This is a genomic window from Pseudomonas frederiksbergensis, from assembly GCF_900105495.1.
Lineage (GTDB): Bacteria > Pseudomonadota > Gammaproteobacteria > Pseudomonadales > Pseudomonadaceae > Aquipseudomonas > Aquipseudomonas frederiksbergensis.
Genome location: NZ_FNTF01000002.1, coordinates 1,240,625 through 1,262,380, shown reverse-complemented (window position 1 = coordinate 1,262,380; position 21,756 = coordinate 1,240,625). Strand labels below are relative to the sequence as shown.

Annotated in this window: 18 protein-coding genes and 1 pseudogene; 14 read left to right on the top strand and 5 right to left on the bottom strand. The window is 59.6% G+C overall.

Translation table 11 applies throughout. The features are described from left to right. Positions 1–61: 61 nt before the first annotated feature. Complete coding sequence (gene mgrA / locus BLW70_RS06350; protein ID WP_074872542.1) at positions 62–1,099, bottom strand: L-glyceraldehyde 3-phosphate reductase; 1,038 nt, start codon at positions 1,097–1,099, stop codon at positions 62–64. 163 nt (positions 1,100–1,262) lie between these two features. Next, positions 1,263–2,153 carry a LysR family transcriptional regulator gene (locus BLW70_RS06345; RefSeq protein WP_074872540.1) on the bottom strand — a complete coding sequence of 297 codons (891 nt, stop codon included), beginning with the start codon at positions 2,151–2,153 and terminating at the stop codon, positions 1,263–1,265. A 129-nt stretch (positions 2,154–2,282) separates the two neighbouring features. On the opposite strand from BLW70_RS06345, the gene BLW70_RS06340 reads away from it, so the two are divergent. Both BLW70_RS06340 and BLW70_RS06335 read left to right on the top strand, forming a co-directional pair. After that, the gene (locus tag BLW70_RS06340; RefSeq protein ID WP_074880440.1) at positions 2,283–3,023 is read left to right on the top strand and encodes an SDR family oxidoreductase; all 741 of its coding nucleotides are present in this window, start codon (positions 2,283–2,285) and stop codon (positions 3,021–3,023) included. 135 nt (positions 3,024–3,158) lie between these two features. Further along, complete coding sequence (locus tag BLW70_RS06335; RefSeq protein ID WP_074872538.1) at positions 3,159–3,419, top strand: hypothetical protein; 261 nt, start codon at positions 3,159–3,161, stop codon at positions 3,417–3,419. Positions 3,420–3,445: 26 nt separating this feature from the next. On the opposite strand, the gene betT is transcribed toward BLW70_RS06335, so the two are convergent. Then, entirely contained in the window at positions 3,446–5,401 is a 1,956-nt protein-coding gene (gene betT, locus BLW70_RS06330) for a choline transporter BetT (protein ID WP_162842869.1), read from the bottom strand. A gap of 423 nt (positions 5,402–5,824) precedes the next feature. Beyond that, entirely contained in the window at positions 5,825–6,751 is a 927-nt protein-coding gene (gene epsC / locus BLW70_RS06325; RefSeq protein WP_074872535.1) for a serine O-acetyltransferase EpsC, read from the bottom strand. Positions 6,752–6,944: 193 nt separating this feature from the next. On the opposite strand from epsC, the gene BLW70_RS06320 reads away from it, so the two are divergent. The 12 genes and pseudogenes from BLW70_RS06320 to BLW70_RS06260 all read left to right on the top strand — a co-directional run bounded on the left by BLW70_RS06320 (position 6,945) and on the right by BLW70_RS06260 (position 19,423). After that, a complete protein-coding gene (locus tag BLW70_RS06320; RefSeq protein ID WP_074872533.1) occupies positions 6,945–7,937 on the top strand; it encodes a D-cysteine desulfhydrase in 993 nt (330 codons plus the stop codon). Between the two features lie 297 nt (positions 7,938–8,234). Then, a complete protein-coding gene (gene tcyJ, locus BLW70_RS06315) occupies positions 8,235–9,029 on the top strand; it encodes a cystine ABC transporter substrate-binding protein (RefSeq protein WP_074872532.1) in 795 nt (264 codons plus the stop codon). Further along, complete coding sequence (gene tcyL, locus BLW70_RS06310) at positions 9,029–9,694, top strand: cystine ABC transporter permease (RefSeq protein ID WP_074872530.1); 666 nt, start codon at positions 9,029–9,031, stop codon at positions 9,692–9,694. Before tcyJ ends, tcyL begins: the two co-directional genes overlap by 1 nt. A 4-nt stretch (positions 9,695–9,698) precedes the next feature. Beyond that, entirely contained in the window at positions 9,699–10,454 is a 756-nt protein-coding gene (gene tcyN / locus BLW70_RS06305; protein WP_074872528.1) for an L-cystine ABC transporter ATP-binding protein TcyN, read from the top strand. Positions 10,455–10,956: 502 nt separating this feature from the next. Continuing rightward, the gene (locus BLW70_RS06295) at positions 10,957–11,721 is read left to right on the top strand and encodes a hypothetical protein (RefSeq protein ID WP_074872526.1); all 765 of its coding nucleotides are present in this window, start codon (positions 10,957–10,959) and stop codon (positions 11,719–11,721) included. 358 nt (positions 11,722–12,079) lie between these two features. Continuing rightward, positions 12,080–13,321 carry an SfnB family sulfur acquisition oxidoreductase gene (locus tag BLW70_RS06290; RefSeq protein ID WP_074872524.1) on the top strand — a complete coding sequence of 414 codons (1,242 nt, stop codon included), beginning with the start codon at positions 12,080–12,082 and terminating at the stop codon, positions 13,319–13,321. A 23-nt stretch (positions 13,322–13,344) separates the two neighbouring features. Then, positions 13,345–14,538, top strand: a complete 1,194-nt coding sequence (locus tag BLW70_RS06285; protein ID WP_074872523.1) for an SfnB family sulfur acquisition oxidoreductase — start codon at positions 13,345–13,347, stop codon at positions 14,536–14,538. Further along, positions 14,538–15,890 (top strand): LLM class flavin-dependent oxidoreductase, encoded by a 1,353-nt coding sequence (locus BLW70_RS06280; RefSeq protein WP_074872521.1) that lies wholly within the window; start codon positions 14,538–14,540, stop codon positions 15,888–15,890. Before BLW70_RS06285 ends, BLW70_RS06280 begins: the two co-directional genes overlap by 1 nt. A 151-nt stretch (positions 15,891–16,041) precedes the next feature. After that, positions 16,042–16,851, top strand: coding sequence for a MetQ/NlpA family ABC transporter substrate-binding protein (locus BLW70_RS06275; RefSeq protein WP_074872520.1), 810 nt, complete (start codon positions 16,042–16,044; stop codon positions 16,849–16,851). Between the two features lie 2 nt (positions 16,852–16,853). Next, positions 16,854–17,974: pseudogene (locus tag BLW70_RS06270) on the top strand (methionine ABC transporter ATP-binding protein). After that, positions 17,964–18,608: a methionine ABC transporter permease gene (locus BLW70_RS06265; protein ID WP_074872518.1), complete on the top strand. Its 645-nt coding sequence runs from the start codon at positions 17,964–17,966 to the stop codon at positions 18,606–18,608. Before BLW70_RS06270 ends, BLW70_RS06265 begins: the two are co-directional and overlap by 11 nt. A gap of 185 nt (positions 18,609–18,793) precedes the next feature. Next, complete coding sequence (locus BLW70_RS06260; RefSeq protein ID WP_074872516.1) at positions 18,794–19,423, top strand: class I SAM-dependent methyltransferase; 630 nt, start codon at positions 18,794–18,796, stop codon at positions 19,421–19,423. Positions 19,424–19,464: 41 nt separating this feature from the next. Here the strand turns inward: BLW70_RS06260 and BLW70_RS06255 are convergent, their stop codons facing one another. Beyond that, entirely contained in the window at positions 19,465–21,723 is a 2,259-nt protein-coding gene (locus BLW70_RS06255) for a glycoside hydrolase (RefSeq protein ID WP_074872513.1), read from the bottom strand. Between the last annotated feature and the right edge of the window lie 33 nt (positions 21,724–21,756).

The window sequence follows — 21,756 nt, the reverse complement described above, 5'->3', positions numbered from 1 at the left end:
CCGAACGCGGAGCGTCCGTTGAGGCATTCCCACGCAGAGCGTGGGAACGATCAGTTAGAGGTCATTCAGCCGTCGAAGGCTTCTCCCAAAGATTGACCCCGCCCTCTTGGGCAAACCGGTCAATCTCCGCCAATTCCTCCGAGCTAAAGCTCAGATTCTTCAACGCCCCGACATTCTCGATAATCTGCTCCGGCCGGCTCGCACCGATCAACGCCGACGTCACACGCGGATCGCGTAAGGTCCACGCCAATGCCAGCTGCGCCAGGCTCTGACCGCGACGCTTGGCGATCTCATTCAGTGCACGCACATGAGCGATGTTGGCTTCGGACAGGTGCGCCGCCTGCAACGAATCACCTCCGGGACGATTGACCCGCGCGTCCGCTGGCACACCGTTGAGGTACTTGTCGGTCAACAACCCCTGAGCCAACGGCGTAAACGCAATCACGCCGGTACCGAGTTCATCCGTCGTCTCCAGCAGGTCTTTTTCCACCCAACGGTTGAGCAGGTTGTAAGCCGGCTGATGAATCAGCAACGGGACTTTCCACTCTTTCAGCAGTGCGGCCATTTCACGGGTTTTAACCCCCGAGTACGAGGAGATACCGATGTACAACGCCTTGCCCTGTTGCACCGCGGTGGCCAGTGCGCTGGCGGTTTCTTCCAGCGGCGTGTCCGGGTCGAAGCGGTGGGAATAGAAGATGTCCACGTAGTCCAGGCCCAGGCGCTGCAGGCTCTGATCAAGGCTGGCCAGCACGTATTTGCGCGAACCGCCGCCCTGACCATAAGGGCCGGCCCACATGTCCCAACCGGCCTTGCTGGAGATGATCAGCTCGTCGCGATACTGCTTGAAGTCTTCACGCAGCAAACGACCGAAATTGATCTCGGCACTGCCATACGGCGGGCCGTAGTTGTTGGCCAGGTCGAAATGGTTGATGCCCAAATCAAACGCAGTACGCAGCAACGATCGCTGGGTGTCGATCGGCGTGCTGTCGCCGAAGTTGTGCCACAGGCCCAGAGACAGTGCCGGCAGCACCAGCCCGCTGCGCCCCACGCGGCGGTAAGGGATGGAGTCGTAGCGGTTTTCGGCAGCGGTGTAGGTCATCGAATCCTCTCTTGTCTGTCTTGAAGTTGGTATCGACTGCTTCGCAAGTTGCCCAGCATACGCCCAGACAAACGCCGATAAACCTCGGACTCGAGAAAATGCTGAAACGTTTCATATGATCGTTCCCACGCTCTGTGGGAACGATCAAGAGCAGCGAGCAAGGTCAAACAGCCCCCGCAAACACTTCCCCCAACCAATCCACAAACACCCGAACCCGTGGCGACATGTGTCGGTTGTGCGGATACAACACCGAAACCGGCATCGGCGGTGGTGGCGTGTCGATCAGGACTTCCTGCACCAGACCCTGGGAAATCTGCGTCTCCATTCGGTAATGCGGGCACTGGATCAGGCCCAGCCCGGCGATCGCCGACGCCGCATAAATTTCTGCGCCGAACACGGAAAGCGCGCCATCGATGGCGACTTCCTTCAGCTCGCCGTCAACCATGAATTCGAAGGGAAATAACTTGGCAGTCGTGCGCGAGACGTAGTTCACGGCACGATGATGCTTCAGGTCGTCGAGGCTTGTCGGTTCGCCGTATTTGCGCAAATACGCGGGGCTGGCGCAGGTGATTTGGCGCAGGTTGGCAACGCGGCGGCCGATCAGCGCGGAGTCGCCCAAGGTGCCGGCGCGCAGCACGCAGTCGACGCCTTCAGCGATCAGGTCGACAAAGCGGTCGGCCTCGCTGATGGACAGTTCGATGTCCGGGTAGCGCGCCATGAACTGCGGCAACGCCGGGATGACGAAGTGCCTGGCCAGCGTGCCATGCAAATCCACGCGCAATCGGCCCTTCGGGGCGACGCTTCGGAATGCCAGTTCGGCTTCTTCCAGCTCCGCCAGCAGCTGCACGCAACGCAGGTAGTACGCCTCGCCATCCAGTGTAGGACGTACCTTGCGGGTGCTTCGCTCCAATAAACGCGTACCGAGCCAGGCTTCGAATTGATTCAGCGTGTGGGTCAGCGTCGCCCGCGGCAGGTTCAGGTCGTCGGCAGCCAGCGTGAAGCTGCTGCGCTCGTAGATCCGTACGAAAACCTTCATCGCTTTGACTTGATCCACGCGGGTCTCCTGGCGATTGATTGTTGGCGATTATTGAACAGTGAAGGCAACTCTCGTGCATTTATTGGCCTGAGTAAACATGTGAATCTGGCTTCACCCCAAGCCATCAACTTCAAAGGAATCACCGCCATGACGAACCAAACTTCGAAAGTTGCCATCGTGACCGGCGCCTCCCGTGGCATCGGCGCGGTGATCGCCAAACATCTGGCCAAACAAGGTTTCGCCGTCGCAATCAACTACGCCAGCAGTGCCACCGAAGCTTCAAGACTGGTGGTGGAATTGCGTCAGGCCGGGCATCAGGCCATAGCGATCAAGGCTGACGTGGCCAATTCCGACGACGTACGCCGGCTGTTCGACGAGACCGAAATGCAACTGGGCAAGGTCGATGTGCTGGTCAACAACGCCGGCATTCTCAAAGTGCTGCCGCTGGCGCAACACACTGACGAACTGTTCGACCAGACCTTCAACATCCACGCTCGCGGCACGTTCAACACCCTGCGTGAAGCCGCCACCCGCCTGAACGCTGGGGGGCGGATCATCAACTTCTCCAGCAGCACCGTCGGCCTGAACCTGCCGGGCTACGCGGTGTACATCGCGAGCAAAGCGGCGGTGGAATCCCTGACCCAGGTGTTCGCCAAGGAAATGCGCGGTCGCAATATCACCGTCAACGCCGTGGCCCCCGGTCCGGTGGCGACCGACCTGTTCCTGCACGGCAAGAGCGAAGAGCAGATCCAGACTTTCGCCAAGATGGCCCCGCTGGAACGTCTGGCTCAGCCAGAAGACATCGCTCGCGTTGTGTCTTTTCTGGTCGGCCCGGACTCGGCGTGGGTCAACGGGCAAATCCTGCGCGTCAACGGTGGGCTGGTTTAACTATGCTCACTTGACACCGCAGCGCCCCTATCGCGAGCAGGCTCGCACCCACAAGGTCGTCGCAATCCTGTGGGAGCGAGCCTGCTCGCGAAGGCGGCCGCAAAAGCGACACACATCTGAAGGGCGGAACCCACCATGCACACCACGATCATCATCACTTTCGGCCTGATCCTGCTGGCGCTGATGCTGTTCATCGGCGAGAAAATCGGCTTCAGCCAACAGACATTGACCTACAGCTTCGTGGTCCTGTGGCTGGCGTTGACGTTGATCAACGGCGCCGTTGGCATGGTCACCGCCGGCCAGTCACTGAGTACGGAACTGATGATCGGCACGGTGGTGTTCAGTGTGCCGGTGGCGGCGCTGGTGCTGTTCATGGTGTTGAGCGCCGAGACCTGAAAAGGCCCGGCGCCACCGGTTCTCGATCAACGCACCAGATGCAGGAATTGCAGGTGCCGTTCGTACTGATCGAGGATGTCGTTGATGATCTGCTCCTTGGTGTAACCCACCAGATCGTAATCCTGACTGCCCTCGCTCAAATGCACTTCGGCCCGGTAGTAACGACGGTTGTTGAGTTCCTTGGAACCCATGCCGCCACGGGCGAAGGACGGCGTGAAGTAGCCGCGCATCTGCACCTGATAAATGAACGGACGCTCCTCACCATGACCGATTTCCAGGCTGACGTTGTCGTTGGCCGGGTCCGGCTGTGTGACCACCTTCAAACCCTTTTCGACGAACACTGCCGAGACTTCTTCAATCGCCGGGCGCACCGCCGTATCGAGGAAGCGATAGACCTCATCCCGTGACGGGAAATGCACCGCCTGACTCAGGCGCTGACGCCAGCCGCCTCGCCGCGATCCGGACACCGGCGCCAGGGAATGCAGTTGAGCGATCTGCTTCTGCGACTCCAGGTAGAACGCCTTGTGCAGCCCCCACATCATCAGCAGCAAGATCATCGAGAACGGCAACGAGGTCAGGACCACCGCTGACTTCAGCGCATCGATGCTGCCGGAGAACAGCAGCGCACTGGTCACCAACGCGGTCATTGCGCCCCAGAACACCCGCAGCCATTTCGGCCCGTCTTCATCAGGATTGCCGCCCTTGGCGGACAGTGTCGACAGCACGACGGTGCCGGAATCGGCAGATGTCACGAAGAACACGAAGCTGATGAACACCGTGACCGCGATGACGGTTTTGCTCCACGGGTAGGTTTCCAGCAGCAGGTAGAGGGTCATCGACGGGTTATCGATGGCCGACATGCCAAGGGCACTCATGCCGTGGTTGAGGACTTGATCGATGGCGCTGTTGCCGAAGATCGACATCCACGCCAGGGTGAAGCCGAGCGGAATCAGCAGCACACCGAAGACGAATTCGCGGATGGTCCGGCCACGGGAAATCCGTGCGATGAACAGGCCCACGAACGGCGACCATGCGATCCACCAGGCCCAGTAGAACACCGTCCAGCCGCCCAGCCAGTCACTGGGTTTGTCGTAGGCGTAGAGGTCGAAACTCTTCATCGGCAAGACGCCGAGGTAGTCGCCGATGTTCTGGATCAAGGTGTTGAGCAAATGCTGGGTCGGGCCGGCGAACAACACGAACAGCAGCAGCGCACAGGCCAGCAGCATGTTGATGTCGGACATCACGCGCACGCCTTTATCGACGCCAGACACCGCGACGATGATCGCCGCGCCCATCATCAGCGTGATCAGGCCGACCTGAATCCACTGGGTGTGAGCGATGCCGAACAGGTAGTCCAGACCTGAGTTGAGGTGCAACACGCCAAAGCCCATGTCGGCACCAAGGCCGAACACCGTGGCAATGATGCCGAAGCCGTCCACCGCGTAACCGATCGGGCCATTGATGCGCTTGCCGATCAGCGGATAAAGCGCCGAACGCAGGGCCAGCGGCAGGTTATGGCGATACGCAAAGTACGCCAGCGCCATACCGACAAAGGCAAACACGCCCCAGCCATGCAGGCCCCAGTGCAGGAACAGAATCTGCATCGCCTGACGCGCCGCATCCGCCGTGCCGGCCTCGCCTTGCGGCGGTTGCGCCAAATGGGTCAGCGGTTCAGATACGCAAAAGAAGAACAGCGTGATGCTGATCCCGGCGGCGAACAGCATGCCGGCCCAGGACAGGTAACTGAATTCGGGTTCGTCGTGGTCGGCACCGAGCTTGATTTTGCCGTAGCCGGACAAGGCGGTGACCACCACGAAGACCAGATACAGGGTCATCGCGAGCATGTAGTACCAGCCGACCGTGTTGGCCGCCCAGTTTTGCGCTTCCAGAAGCCAGGCACCGGCCTGTTCGGGTATCGCCATGACCACCACGGCGAACAACAAGATAAAGGTCGCCGCGAAATAAAAAACCGGCGGATTCATGCGGACCTGACCGCTGGCGGGGGTGGGCGATGCACTCATGAAAGGTGCACCTCAAGGGGGTGAAACAGGGCAATCAATAACGGACTCGGCAAAGGCAAGCCTCCTGTTGTGAGCGGGCAGCAAACCGGCGGTTTAACTTGAATGAGCGTTCAAGTTAAACATGAATAGGGTGCTAAGGACTAATCGCAAGGCTCGGCGGTAAGTATCTGACGCTAGCTCAAGGATGGGTATGACGGGGGATTTAGAGGATTCGTTCAGTCGAGAATTAGCTAAATGCCATTATCCGGGTTCGGTTTGAAATCCAATCGCGAGCAGGCTCACTCCCACAGGGAGAAGTGTCGTTCACAGATCCGTGTCCAACATCAATCCACTGTGGGAGCCTGCTCGCGAAGAGGCCGGGTCAGTCAGCGAAGATTTACGGGCTTACTTCTGCGTCCCGTCATCATGCTGCAGATTCGCCTGAGTCAGGTTGCTCCCCGCCGGCACGCTGCGGGTCAGCCAGACATTGCCGCCAATGGTCGAGCCCTTGCCGATGGTGATCCGCCCCAGAATCGTCGCACCGGCATAGATCACCACGTCATCCTCGACAATCGGATGTCGCGGCTGCCCCTTCTGCAACTGACCGTCTTCATCTGCCGGGAAACGCTTGGCGCCCAACGTCACGGCCTGATAAATCCGCACACGCTCGCCGATGATGGCGGTCTCGCCGATCACCACACCCGTCCCGTGATCGATGAAGAAGCTGCGACCAATCTGCGCGCCAGGGTGAATGTCGATGCCGGTGGCCGAGTGGGCGATTTCCGCGCTGATCCGTGCCAGCAGCGGCAATCCGGCGCGGTACAAATGATGGGCCAGGCGATGGTGAATCACCGCCAGAATCCCCGGATAGCACAGCAACACTTCATCGACGCTGCGAGCCGCCGGATCGCCGTGATAGGCCGCCAGCACGTCGGTGTCGAGCAGACTGCGCAGCCCCGGCAATGCGAGGGCGAAGTCCTGAATGATCTGAATCGTCTTGGCCTCGACTTCGGTGTCGGCCTGGGCACTGTGGCGAGCGGCGTAGCGCAGTTCGAGTCGCGCCTGAGCCAGCAACGCGTTCAACGCAACGTCCAGCGTGTGGCCGACGTAGAAGTCTTCACTCTCCTCGCGCAAATCCACCGGTCCCAGGCGCATCGGGAACAACGCGCCGCAGAGAGCTTCGAGAATCTCTGCCATGGCCGCTCGGGAAGGCAACTCGCGACCGCCCTGTTCGGTGCTGGCGCGGCCATTTTGTAGCCGCCACTGGTCACGCGCCGCGCGCAGTTGGCTGACGATGGTCTGCAGTTCCCAATGACTGGAACGCTCGCTCACGGTAAAAACTCCTCACGGGCGGCCGGACTGTCTGGCCGCGATAACCGCGATTACTTTACGGCATGGTCTGGAAGCCGAATTAAGAACCGATTGTGCTGTGCTCAGCACTTTTTGGCATAAGGCCGATTGGCAGTTGCCCCGCTAAATAGGCGTGCCTATAGTCCTGTCATCTCCCTCCCCCAGTACGGACCCCATGATCAAACAACAGCTTGCCCGCTTTAACCGTCTCGACTTGCTCGGTCATCCTACCGCCCTGGAAAAACTCGAACGCCTGTCGGCCTGGCTGGGCCGCGATGTATACGTCAAGCGTGATGACCTGACGCCGCTGGCGATGGGCGGCAACAAGCTGCGCAAACTCGAATACCTGGCAGCCGATGCACTGGCACAAGGCGCCGACACCTTGATCACCGCTGGCGCGCTTCAGTCCAACCACGTGCGCCAAACCGCCGCCATTGCGGCCAAGCTTGGCCTGGGCTGCGTAGCCCTGCTGGAAAACCCCTTGGGTACCGACGACGCCAACTATGTCGGTAACGGCAATCGACTGTTGCTGGACCTGTTCGACGCCAAGATCGAGCTGGTGGAAAACCTCGACAATGCCGACGAACAATTGCAGGCCCTGGCCGATCGCCTGCGCAACAACGGCAAGAAGCCGTATCTGGTGCCGATTGGTGGCTCCAACGCATTGGGCGCTTTGGGTTATGTGCGTGCCGGGCTGGAATTGGCCGAGCAGATCAAGGACACCGGGCTGACATTCGCGGCCGTGGTGCTGGCTTCGGGCAGCGCCGGGACCCATAGCGGTCTGGCGTTGGCGCTGAATGAAGCACTGCCGGACTTGCCAGTGATTGGTGTCACGGTTTCTCGCAGCGACGAAGACCAGCGCCCGAAAGTCCAGGGTCTCGCCGAACGCACTGCCGAGCTGCTGGGCATGAGGCTGCCGGCGAGTTTCAAGGTCGAGTTATGGGACGAGTATTTCGGCCCGCGCTACGGCGAACCGAATGCCGGAACGTTGGCCGCCGTGAAGCTGGTGGCGGGTCAGGAAGGTTTGCTGCTGGACCCGGTTTACACCGGCAAGGCCATGGCGGGTTTGCTCGATGGCATCGGGCGCCAGCGCTTCAATGATGGCCCGATCATCTTCCTGCATACCGGCGGGGCGCCGGCATTGTTCGCCTACAAAGACTTTTTGTAGGCGATCGTTCTCACGCTCTGCGTGGGAATGCCTCTAGGGACGCTCCGCGTCCATTGACGCGGAGCGTCACGGGCTGCATTCCCACGCAAAGCGTGGGACGATTACTTAGCTAAAAAAAGAATAACAAACTTGATATTCATTATTTTCCAATCTAAAGACGCCAGCATATAGTCACGCCGCAGGCGAATTTGCAGCGAGACGCATACGCTGCTTTAGGGCAGGATATCGCAGTCGTCCAAATCCCGATTTTGCCAACATTCCTAAAAGCGTCTTCATAAGAAAACACAGGGGCTTGTCATGAATTTTTCCGCACTACGTCGAAACCTGCTGGTTGGTTCGCTGGGCCTGGCGCTGAGCGCCGGTCTGCTGGGGCAAGCGGTTGCCGGTGAGCAACTGCAAAAAATCAAAGACGCCGGCGTGATCAACGTGGGTCTGGAAGGCACTTACCCACCGTTCAGTTTCGTCGACGCCGACGGCAAACTGGCCGGCTTCGAAGTCGAGTTTTCCGAAGCCCTGGCCAAAGAGCTGGGCGTGAAAGTCAAATTGCAGCCGACCAAATGGGAAGGCATCCTCGCTGCGTTGGAATCCAAGCGTCTGGACGCGGTGATCAACCAGGTGACCATCACCGAAGAGCGCAAGAAGAAGTACGACTTCTCCACGCCGTACACCGTTTCCGGGATTCAGGCGCTGACCCTGACCAAAAACAAAGACACCATCAAGACCGCCGCCGATCTGGCCGGCAAGAAAGTCGGCGTAGGCCTGGGCACCAACTACGAGCAATGGGTGAAAGAGAATGTGCCCAAGGCTGACATCCGCACCTACGAAGATGATCCGACCAAGTTCCAGGACCTGCGCGTTGGCCGCATCGACGCCATTCTGATCGACCGCCTCGCCGCGCTGGAATACGCCAGGAAGGCCAAGGACACTTCCGCCGCCGGCGAAGCGTTCTCCCGCCAGGAAGCCGGTATTGCCCTGCGCAAAGGCGAGCCTGAGTTGCTTGCTGCAGTGAACAAAGCCATCGACAAGCTGCGTGCCGACGGTACGCTGAAAAAGCTGTCGGAAAAATACTTCAGCGCTGACGTCACTCAATAATGGGAGAAGCTTTCCAACTTGCGCTGGATTCCGCGCCTTTCCTGCTGAAGGGCGCGTACTACACGGTGATCTTGAGCCTGGGCGGGATGTTCTTCGGCCTGGTGATGGGCTTCGGCCTGGCATTGATGCGCCTGTCGCGCTTCAAACTGGTGAGCTGGATCGCCCGCATCTACGTGTCGTTCTTTCGCGGCACGCCGTTGCTGGTGCAACTGTTCGTGATCTATTACGGCTTGCCGCAATTGGGCATCGAACTTGATCCGCTACCAGCGGCCCTGATCGGCTTCTCGCTGAACATGGCGGCCTATGCCTGCGAAATCCTCCGTGCCGCGATCAGCTCCATCGAGCGCGGCCAGTGGGAAGCCGCCGCGAGTATCGGCATGACCCGCGCGCAAACCCTGCGCCGGGCCATCCTGCCGCAAGCGATGCGCACGGCCCTGCCACCATTGGGCAACAGCTTCATTTCGCTGGTGAAGGACACCGCGCTGGCAGCCACGATCCAGGTGCCGGAACTGTTCCGTCAGGCGCAGCTGATTACCGCCCGTACCTTTGAAATTTTCACCATGTACCTTGCCGCCGCGCTGATCTACTGGGTTCTGGCCACGGTGCTTTCGCACCTGCAGAACCAGTTGGAAGCACGGGTCAATCGGCACGATCTGGAGTCCTGACCCAATGATTGTCGTGGAAAAACTGACAAAGCAGTTCAAGGGTCAAGTGGTGCTCAACGGCATCGATCTGCAAGTGAAGGAAGGTGAGGTGGTGGCGATCATCGGGCCTAGCGGCTCGGGTAAAACCACGTTCCTGCGTTGCCTGAATTTTCTTGAAGAACCCACCAGCGGCCGGATCAAGGTCGGTGACATCGAGATCGATGGCAGCCGTCCGCTGAACCAGCAGCAAAGCCTGGTGCGACGCTTGCGCCAGCACGTGGGTTTCGTGTTCCAGAACTTCAACCTGTTCCCTCATCGCACCGCCCTGGAAAACGTTATCGAAGGCCCGATCATCGTAAAGAAGATCCCGCACGCCGAAGCCGTTGCCCTGGGTAAAAAGCTGATGGCCAGGGTCGGCCTGGCGGGCAAGGAAGATGCGTACCCGCGTCGCCTTTCCGGTGGTCAGCAACAGCGTGTGGCGATTGCCCGCGCGCTGGCGATGGAGCCGGAAGTGATTCTGTTCGACGAACCGACCTCAGCCCTCGACCCGGAGCTGGTAGGTGAAGTGCTGGCGACCATCCGCAGCCTCGCCGAAGAGCGGCGCACCATGGTTATCGTCACCCACGAAATGGGCTTTGCCCGGGACGTGGCGAACCGCGTGGTGTTTTTCGACAAAGGTGTGATCGTCGAACAAGGCGAAGCCAAGGCCCTGTTTGCCAATCCAAAAGAAGAACGGACGAAGCAGTTTCTCAGCAAGTTCCTGACTAACACCCAGCACTGAAACATCGCCTCACTACTTGTTAACTTCCATGGATGGAAGTGACAACCACTCCCACCAACAAAACCCTCGATATAGGCTCTTCGCTTGTTCACCTCTTTGAACAATAGATAAATTCTTATAGCCGCAGGCGGTACATATATATCTCCTGCAACAGAATAACCTCGCTTAAAATCCAGCCAAGACCCGCACCCTCGCCGTGCCGGGCTTCGCCGTCGACACCGCCGCCAAAAGCCCATAGAACAAGGTCAAATTCGACAGAGCGGTGCAGCTTATTAACTCCACTGCGTAGGATTTTTCTGAATAACACACGATCCAATACTTAACTAACAAACTCTATTGACACTTATACAAGCGCACTCTTATCTAGTCTCCAACAGGCAATTAACCTCGCACTCATTCACTATTTAATTTCACACACAGTGAACAGTTTTGTTGCCCGGTAATTCACGCCTTTCGAACTTTCAGAAACGGACTTTCGCTGCAAGGCTTCAAGGAGAATCCCATGACAAGCACTTCGAACAAACCCGAACTTGCGGCCCCAACTCTGGCGCAATCTCACAAGACCTGCATCAACATCACCTCAGCGGCGCACCTGCTGATCGATGTGGCGCCCTACTCCGGCATGGACGAAGGCGACCTGATCGAACTGTTCTGGGATAACTGCTACGTGGCCTCCAGAGTACTGACGGCTGACGATGTCGGCCAACCGGTCCAATTGCGTGTGCCCGAGAGCTTCATCGCCAATGGCACCTCGCGTGTGCACTACCGGATCATGCAGATCGGGCAAGGCCCCACCCTTTCAGCCACCAGACGGGTGCAGATCAAACTCGACTGCCCCGGCGGCCAACCGTCAGCGCTGTGCGGCGATGAAAACCAGAGTCTGGAGCCGGTGAACATTCCCGAGACCATTCGCCGCCAGGGCGTCAATCCGAACCAGATCAAGCGCGGTGTTCCGTTGACCATCGAGCCTTACCTGAACATGGCCGCCGACGACGAAATCACCTTGCGCTGGGGCGATGTGCGCATGGACCTGCCCAAGCTCAAGGCTTGCGATGTCGGTCAACCGATTCAGGTCTGGGTGCCGCCGGCGATCATTCTCGAAGCCGGCGAAGACCTGCGGCTGGAAGTGACTTATTGCATCCTCGACCGGGTGGGCAACAACTCCCGTTGGGCACCGCCGCGCTGGCTGAAGATCGGTTGCGCCAATCCGTACTTGAAGGCCCGGCCGAAAGAAATGCTCATGGCCGCCGAACCCCGCAAAAACTGAGATCCCTTGTAGCAGCTGGCGAAGCCTGCGTTCGGCTGCGCAGCAGTCGTAAATCCTGAATCCGCGATTAACCTGAATAACCGCGGCGCCTGTTTTAACGACTGCTGCGCAGCCGAACGCAGGCTTCGCCAGCTGCTACATGAATCTGTGGCACCGCCTTCTATGCATATTCCTAAAAGTTAGTTTATTAATTTTTTATACACGCTTAGGGTATATGCACCGGACCACCGGACATTCTTGTTTTCGTTCGTCGCAACCATCGCGGCGTTTCCATGAGATGTGAGGTAGGTATGGTCCGGAACACAATCACCCCAGTGCAGATCGCCAGGGCATTGCGTGCAGCCAAGGAGCGGCACTGATGTCCAGTCTGGCAGATGCAATCGTCCAGAGTGATCTGGACATCGCCCCGTTGTTGTTGCCCGCGCAGGTCTTGCGTAACGACGCACAAGCCATTAAAGCCGCCCATGAGCTGGCGCAAGTCGCCCGTCTGCAAGCAGCCAAACGCGACCAGCAGCGCAAGCTGCCGTGGTCGGAAATCGAACAGTTCACCCGCAGCGGCCTGGGCAGCATTTCTATCCCGCGTGAGTACGGTGGCCCGCAGGTTTCGTTCGTCACGCTGGCCGAAGTCTTCGCGATCATTTCCGCGGCCGATCCGGCACTGGGACAGATCCCGCAAAACCAGTTCGGCATTCTCAACCTGTTACTCGGCAGCGCCACTGAATCGCAAAAAAAGCAGCTGTTCAAAAGCGTGCTCGGCGGCTGGCGGATCGGTAACGGGGGACCTGAGCGCGGTACCAAGAACACCCTTGAACTCAAGGCGCGAATCACCGCCAGCGGCGACGGCTTCGTCCTCAACGGGCAGAAGTTCTATTCCACCGGCGCCCTGTTCGCCCACTGGGTCGCCATCAAGGCGCTGAACGACGATGGCAAGCAGGTTCTGGCCTTCGTCCGTCGCGGCACTCCCGGGCTGCGCATCGTTGATGACTGGTCGGGCTTCGGCCAACGCACCACCGCCAGCGGCACTATTTTGCTCAACAACGTGCAGGTCGACGCCGAGCTGGTGGTGGATAACTGGAAGATCAACGACAGCCCGAACATTCAGGGTGCCGTGTCGCAGCTGATTCAAGCCGCCATTGACGCCGGCATCGCCCGGGGCGCCATCGACGACGCCATCGAGTTCGTGAAAACCCGTGCGCGGCCGTGGATCGACGCCAAGGTCGAACGGGCCAGCGACGACCTTTATGTGATCGCCGACATCGGCAAACTGAAAATCGAACTGCACGCCGCCGAAGCGTTGTTGCGCAAGGCCGGGCAAGTGCTCGATCAGGTCAACGCTGCGCCGCTCACCGCCGAGTCCGCCGCCCGCGCCTCGATTGCCGTGGCCGAAGCCAAAGTGCTGACCACCGAGATCTCGCTGCTGGCCAGCGAAAAGCTTTTCGAACTGGCCGGCAGCCGCGCCACCCTCGCCGAATTCAACCTCGACCGCCATTGGCGCAACGCCCGCGTGCATACATTGCACGACCCGGTGCGCTGGAAATATCACGCCGTCGGCACCTATCACCTGAACGGCACGCTGCCCGCTCGCCACTCCTGGATTTAACGACCAGACCTCTGGAGAAACACATGACCCTTTCTCACCACGTCGCGGTCATCACCAGCGATGAGCAAGCCCTGATCGTCGCCAGTGACCTGGCCGAAGATTTCAAACGCGACAGCGCCCTGCGCGACCGCGAACGCCGTTTGCCACACCCGGAACTGGAAGTGTTTTCCCGCTCGGGCCTTTGGGGCATCAGCGTGCCAAAAGAATACGGCGGCGCCGGGGTTTCCAACGTCACCCTGGCCAAGGTGATCGCGCTGATCGCCCAGGCTGACGGTTCCCTCGGCCAGATCCCGCAGAACCATTTCTACGCGCTCGAAGTGCTGCGGGTGAATGGCAGCGAAGAGCAGAAAAAACGCCTCTACGCCGAAGTGCTGGCAGGGCAACGCTTCGGCAATGCCCTCGCGGAACTGGGCACCAAAACCGCCCATGACCGCGTTACCAGCCTGACTCGCGACGGCGACGGCTACCGCATCAACGGCCGCAAGTTTTACGCCACGGGCGCGATTTATGCCCAGCGCATTCCGACCTCGGTCGTGGACGAAAACGGCGTTCAGCAACTCGCTTTCGTCCCTCGTCATGCCAAGGGCCTGACGGTCATCGACGACTGGAGCGGCTTCGGCCAGCGCACCACCGGCAGCGGTTCGGTGGTGTTTGAAGATGTTTACGTCGCCGCCGAAGACGTGATTCCGTTTCAAAGTGCGTTCGAGCGCCCGACCACCGTCGGCCCGTTGGCGCAGATTCTTCACGCCGCCATCGACACCGGCATCGCCCGCGCCGCCTATGAAGATGCGCTGCACTTCGTGCGCACCAAGACCCGGCCGTGGATCGATTCCGGCAACGACAAAGCCATCGAGGACCCGCTGACCATCAAGAGCTTCGGCCACTTGAGCATTCGCCTGCACGCCGCCGAGGCCTTGCTGGAACGCTCTGGCGAATTCCTCGACAAGGCCCAGGCCGACACCAACGCCGAGACCGTCGCCGCCGCGTCGATTGCGGTCGCCGAAGCCCGCGCCATCAGCACCGAGATTTCCCTCGCCGCTGGCAGCACGCTGTTTGAACTGGCCGGCAGCCAGGCAACCTTGATTGAACACGGCCTGGATCGTCACTGGCGCAACGCTCGAGTGCACACGCTGCACGACCCGGTGCGCTGGAAGTATCACGCGGTGGGCAATTACTACCTCAACGATGAAAACCCGCCACTGCGGGGGACCATCTGATGGCGAAGAAAAAGATTTTGCTTAACGCGTTCAACATGAACTGCATCGGGCACATCAATCATGGTCTGTGGACGCACCCACGGGACACGTCAACCCAGTACAAAACCATCGAATACTGGACCGAACTGGCGCAATTGCTGGAGCGTGGCCTGTTCGACGGCTTGTTCATCGCCGACATCGTCGGGGTCTACGACGTCTACCAGAACTCGGTGGACGTCCCGCTCAAAGAGTCAATCCAGTTGCCGGTCAATGACCCGCTGCTGCTGGTCTCGGCCATGGCTGCGGTCACCAAAAACCTTGGCTTCGGCCTCACCGCCAACCTGACGTACGAACCGCCGTATCTGTTCGCCCGACGCATGTCCACGCTCGATCACCTGAGCCGTGGCCGGGTCGGCTGGAACATCGTCACCGGCTACCTCGACAGCGCCGCCAAAGCCATGGGTTTGAGCGAACAGGTCGAACACGACCGTCGTTATGACCAGGCCGATGAATACCTGCAAGTGCTCTACAAACTCTGGGAAGGCAGCTGGGAAAACGGCGCGGTGCTTAACGATCCGCAACAGCGGATCTACGCGCAGCCCGAGAAAGTGCACAAGGTCGAGCACAAGGGCGAGTTCTATCAGGTCGAGGGTTATCACCTCTGCGAACCCTCGCCGCAGCGCACACCGGTGCTGTTCCAGGCCGGCAGTTCGGATCGCGGTTTGCTGTTCGCCGGGCGGCATGCCGAGTGCGTGTTCATCAGCGGCCAGAACAAACCGTCGACCAAGGTTCAAGTGGACAAGGTGCGCGCCAGTGCCGTCGAGGCCGGGCGCAACCCTGAGGACATCAAGGTGTTCATGGGGTTGAACGTGATTGTCGGCGAAACCGAAGAGGCAGCCTGGGCCAAGCACGCCGAGTACTTGAGCTACGCCAGTGCCGAGGCCGGCGTGGCGCATTTCTCGGCTTCCACCGGGATCGATTTTTCCGAGTACGACATCGACGAACCGATCCAGTACGTGAAGAGCAACGCGATCCAGTCCGCTACCAAAAACCTGCAAAACAACGACTGGACCCGCCGCAAATTACTCGAGCAACACGCCCTCGGTGGTCGCTACATCACCGTGGTGGGTTCGCCGCAGCAGGTGGCGGATGAGCTGGAATCGTGGATCGCCGAAACCGGGTTGGATGGCTTCAACCTGACGCGAATCGTCACGCCGGAGAGTTATGTGGATTTCATCGACCTGGTGATTCCGGAGTTGCAACGGCGCGGGTCGTACAAGACCGCTTATGACAGCGGCAGCCTGCGGGAAAAACTGTTTCACGCAGAGGCGCATTTGCCTGAGCAACATACCGGATCCCATTACCGACACTAACCCCTGTAACTGATCGTTCCCACGCTCTGCGTGGTAATGCCTCCCGGGACGCTCCGCGTCCTTGCGGCGGTGACGCAGAGCGTCACTGGCTGCATTCCCACGCGGAGCGTGGGAACGATCGCCAATCCAATGCACTGACTGGAAAATCATCATGACCAAAAAACTATTCAGCCACCCAGTCAAAGCACTGGCCTTGGCCCTCGGCCTTTTCAGCTCCATCACCTTCGCCGCCGACGCGCCGCTGAAGGTCGGCACCACCGCCGCTTTCGCCATTCCCCTGGAAGCCGCCGTCGAAGAAGCCAGGAAACAAGGCCTGCAAGTCGACCTGGTGGAGTTCAGTGACTGGATCGCGCCCAACGTTAGCCTCGCCGCCGGCGACATCGACGTGAACTACTTCCAGCACGTCCCGTTCCTGGAAAACGCCAAGGCCGCCGCCGGTTTTGACCTGGTGCCGTTCGCACCGGGGATCATCAACAACGTCGGCCTCTACTCGAAGCAATACAAAAACTTCGACGAACTGCCGGAAGGCGCCAGCGTGGCGATCGCCAACGACCCGATCAACAGCGGTCGTGGCTTGCAACTGTTGGCCAAGGCCGGGCTGATCACCCTAAAACCGGGCGTCGGCTACAAGGCCAGCGAAGAAGACATCGTCGCCAATCCGAAGAAGATCAAAATCCTTCAGGTCGAAGCCGTGCAACTGGTACGCGCCTATGACGACGCCGATCTGGTTCAGGGCTACCCGGCCTACATCCGCTTGTCGAAGACCTTCGATGCCGGCTCCGCCCTGCTGTTCGACGGCCTCGATCACAAGGAATACGTGATTCAGTTCGTGATCCAGCCGAAAAGCAAAACCGACCCGCGCCTGATCAAGTTCGTCGACATCTACCAGCATTCGCCGGCCGTGCGTGCAGCACTGGATAAAGCCCACGGCAAGCTCTACCAAGCCGGTTGGGAAAGCTGAATATGACGGCAGCCACGCAACTGCGACTGGAGATTCCAGAGCTCAAAGACGCTGAACAAACGGAACTGCACCCGAACCTGAACCGTGCTCACGTGCGCTTCATTGGCCTGGGCAAAACCTACGACGGCCCGCAAGGTCCTGTCGCCGCGCTGCAAGGCATCGACCTGGCGATCCAGCGCGGCGAGGTGTTCGGCATCATCGGCCGCAGCGGCGCCGGCAAGTCGTCGCTGATCCGCACCATCAACCGCCTGGAACAACCGAGTACGGGGCGCGTGCTGATCGATCAGGTCGACATCGGCGAGTTCGATGAAGACCGCCTGGTGGCGCTGCGTCGGCGCATTGGCATGATCTTCCAGCACTTCAACCTGATGTCGGCCAAGACAGTTTGGCAGAACGTCGAATTGCCGCTGAAAGTCGCCGGGGTGCCGAAGGAAAAACGCCAGCAGAAAGTCCGCCAATTGCTGGAACTGGTGGCCTGCAAGAGAAACACAAGGCCTACCCGGCGCAGCTGTCCGGCGGGCAGAAACAACGCGTCGGCATCGCCCGCGCCCTGGTGCATGACCCGGCGATTCTGCTGTGCGACGAAGCCACTTCGGCGCTGGACCCGGAAACCACGCAATCGATCCTCGGCCTGCTGCGCGAGATCAACCAGCGCCTGGGCCTGACCATCGTGCTGATCACCCACGAGATGGCGGTGATCCGCGATATCTGTGATCGGGTCGTGGTGCTGGAACACGGACGAATCGTCGAACAAGGGCCGGTCTGGGAAGTCTTCGGCAACCCGCAGCACGAGGTCAGCAAAACCTTGCTGGCACCGTTACAGCACGGTTTGCCGGAAGAACTGCAAAGCCGCTTGCAGGCACAGCCACAGTCCTCGGACGCTGCTGTTGTGCTGCGTTTGCAGTTCACCGGCAGCGCCAGCGACGAGCCCGACCTGGCCGCGTTGTTCAGTGCCCTCGGCGGTCGCGTGCGCTTGCTGCAAGGTGGCGTGGAACGGATTCAGGGCCATGCCCTCGGGCAACTGCTGCTGGCGGTGACCGGTTCGTCTCTCAGCGCAGAGGAATTGCGTCAACGCGCCGGCAACTGGGCACAACAGGTGGAGGTGCTGGGTTATGTGGTTTGATCGCTTGCTGCAAGGCTTCATCGACACCTTCCTGATGGTCGGCGTGTCGTCATTGATCGCACTGCTGGCGGGCATTCCGCTGGCGGTGATCCTGGTCACCAGTTCCAAGGGCGGAATTTATGAAGCACCGGCGCTGAACCGTGCGTTGGGCGCGTTCGTGAACCTGTTCCGCTCGATTCCGTTTCTGATTTTGATGGTGGCGCTGATTCCGTTTACCCGGTTGATCGTCGGCACCACGTACGGCGTTTGGGCCGCCGTGGTGCCGCTGACCATTGCCGCCACGCCGTTCTTTGCGCGCATTGCCGAAGTCAGTTTGCGGGAGGTGGATCACGGGTTGATCGAAGCGGCGCAGGCGATGGGTTGCCGACGCGGGCATATCGTTTGGCATGTGTTGTTGCCCGAGGCGCTGCCGGGAATTGTTGGCGGTTTCACGATTACGCTGGTGACGATGATCAACTCGTCGGCCATGGCCGGGGCGATTGGTGCCGGTGGGTTGGGCGATATCGCCTATCGATACGGGTATCAACGCTTTGATAGCCAGGTCATGTTGACGGTGATTGTGTTGCTGGTGGTGTTGGTGGCGGTGATTCAGTTGGGCGGGGATCGGTTGGCTCGGGGGCTCAACAAGCGCTGAGTCTGGCTGAAGTTATTGGTTGTCAGTGATACCGCTTTCGCGAGCAGGCTCGCTCCCACATTCGACCGAGATGTCCAGACGGACGCGATCAACTGTGGGAGCGAGCCTGCTCGCGATTGGCTGCGAAGCAGCCACTGGTTTGATGGCGTATATTCGGCAAATCCCAATTGCCTGCGCAGCCGACCATGAAACAGACCCCCACCGACCTCGAGCAGATCACCTCCACCACCCTGGGCCATTACAACTCGGTGGCTGAAAGTTTTCGCGAAGGGACGCGCGATCATGATGTCAGCCAGAACATCGATGCGCTGTTGCGGCATATTCAGGGTGAGGCGCCGTTCGACATCCTCGATTTTGGCTGCGGGCCGGGTCGTGATTTGCAAACCTTCACGCGCATGGGCCACACCGCCGTAGGGCTTGATGGTTCGGAGAAGTTTGCGCAGATGGCCCGACAGGACAGCGGTTGTGAAGTCTGGCAGCAGGATTTCCTGAAGCTGGATTTACCGGCCGAACGTTTTGACGGGATCTTCGCCAATGCGGTGCTGTTTCATATTCCGCGCCAGGAACTGCCTCGGGTATTGAAGGAGTTGCGCGGGGCCTTGAAGCCGGGTGGCGTGCTGTTCAGTTCCAACCCGCGTGGCGAGAATCAGGAAGGCTGGAACGGGCCGCGTTATGGGGCGTACCACGATCTTGAGACGTGGCAGCAATTGCTGACGGCGGCGGGGTTTGTGGAGCTGGAGCATTACTACCGGCCGGCAGGGCTGCCGCGGGAGCAGCAGCCTTGGCTGGCGAGTGTCTGGCGTAAACCGGCGTAGCCTGTCAGGACGCAAATCGCGATCAGGTTCGCGACGGTTTTCTAACGTTGCACAGCGACTTGATAGGTCGTCACTCCCCCGCTCGCGTCAAACGCGGTAATGCTTCGATCGGCCAGCGGTCGCCCATCCATCTCACGTTCGCGTACATCAAAGTTCGCCACCAGCCTGGTGCCATCGGCGAACGTTGTCTGCTGTACCTGACGGTCTTCAGTCAGCCAACGGAAACCTGTCATTGCCTGAGTCGCCAGACGCTCATGCAGCGGGCGGAAGAACACATCCTGACGCGCAATCACCGGTAACCGCTGCTTCAGCGTCGCCGCACTCAGGTGATACAGCGGCGGCACGTTGTAGAGCAATTGCGTCAGCTCATTATCGGCGCGCACATTGCTCAACTTAAGGCTGTCGAACAACCAATGATGGGTGGTGATCACCGAGCCATGGAACACCGCCTGATAAAGCGGCAAGCGCGTTTGCGGCGCAAAGTGAACCGTGCGATAGGGTTCCTTGAGCGGCACGGGCTTGAAGAAAACCTGCGGCTGTTCATCAGGAAACCAGCGGCCCAGGTAATAGGGCGACTTCGGATTCTTGCTCATATCCGAATCCCCCCAGCCGATTACCGGTGTCTGCATCCCATGGGCAAACAACACACCTTGGGCCGTGGTGGCGTTGCCATCCTCGGAGCCGGTCGGTAGCTTCAATGTCTCGTTGACCCAACGCGAAGCATCGATGTTGCCTTCGGCATTTTGCACCTGAGTCATGGTCGCTCCCACACGGTAGCTGTCGAACAGCATGCCGGTGGCGTAGGCGTCCAGAAACCAGCTATTGAATCCGGCCTTGCCAAGCACAGCCCTGATGCGCGCTTCAAGCAATGGCCGAACACAACGCGGATCGGTGTAATGCCCCGATTGCTGAAACCCGCTTTTGAACGTCCCGGTTTCCAGCACGACCGCACATTCCTGGTTGGCTCTGGAGCCCAGATGCGCGGTGGTCCAGTCCGGGTTTTCAGTGATGGTCAGCGCCGTTTCATAGGAATCATAAGGCGCCACCAGATAACCTGCGGCAACGCCTTGGCGCACCGTTTCAGGATGCCAGAGCCCCCCTTCCCAACCCTCGCCAAGGCCAAGCCATAATCGCGTCAGGCCTGCAGCTTTCAGTTGTTCGATTGTGGTGGGTGACAAGGTATTGCCCCAGCGTTCCGGGGTTGCCGTCAAAGCATCGGAAAACGCCACTGCCAGCTCAGCACGTAACACGCCGTAGCCGTCAGCCAGTTTTTGCATGTCCGGTTCGACCACAGACTGCCAGCCGCTGCGTGCCTTCTTGTTGAGTGCAGCATTGAGGCTGCGTAGCAACGTGGCTTGCTGGTAACGATCAAGCGGTGGCTCAGCCCGGGCCAGTAACTGCGAGCTTTCAGTGTCAAAACTGGAACGTAACTCGCTGGCCAGCAGCCCATTACCGCGCAACCTTTTCAGCAAGGCTGGCCAGCTTCGAACATCCTCCGGTCCGAGCAGGTCATTACCCCACAGATAAGCATGACTGGCGCCCAGGAGCTTTTTGGCTTCGGGAGTCTTCAGCAGTTTGTCGCTCAAGGTTTCGTATTGCCCGCTGTCGACCAACCATTTCCGATAGCGCCTGGCACCCGCCAACAGATCGACATCACCCAACGACAGCTTGAAAGTCAGCGGTGCATTGGGCTCGAGGGAGGTGAATTGATGATGAACAGTCAGAGCAAGGGTGTTGTTGTTTTCGGCGCTGAAGATCAGGCGATTGTTGTAAGGGTTGGTCATCAGCCAGTTCAGCGTGAAGCCACCGTGATCAACGCCCCACAGCGGCAGACTCAGGTCTTGGGTGGTATTGAACGCCCCCTGATCGAGCAGAAAGGTTTGCCACAGCGGATCACCGGCAGGCACGTAACGCCCCTCGGCCAGCGGCCAGATCAGCCCTTTTCCCATGGAACTGCCAGGCTGTTTCAGAAAGCTCAGTTCACCGGGATCACGGGCCGTGATGGACAGGGACAGGTCACGCTGATCGAGGGCGGCACTGAGCGTCCAGGCGCCGTCGTCCCACTGCCAGTCCATGCGATTGGCGCTTTGCTTGAGGTTGCTGACCTTATACCCGTTAACGCCCGACGAGGCTTGCACTGGCAAATGTTGTGCGGGAGTGACAAGGATCGCCAGCGTGGCGGGATCGAGTTCGACGCGCCACTGCGAATTTTCCAGCACATTGCCAGCCAGCGTCGGGGGTGAACACAACAGAGCGCCGAGCAACAGCACATAGCGCAGACAATGAGTCATCGGTGACATCGAAATCCCTCCTCCATCAGGAAAGGGACCGTA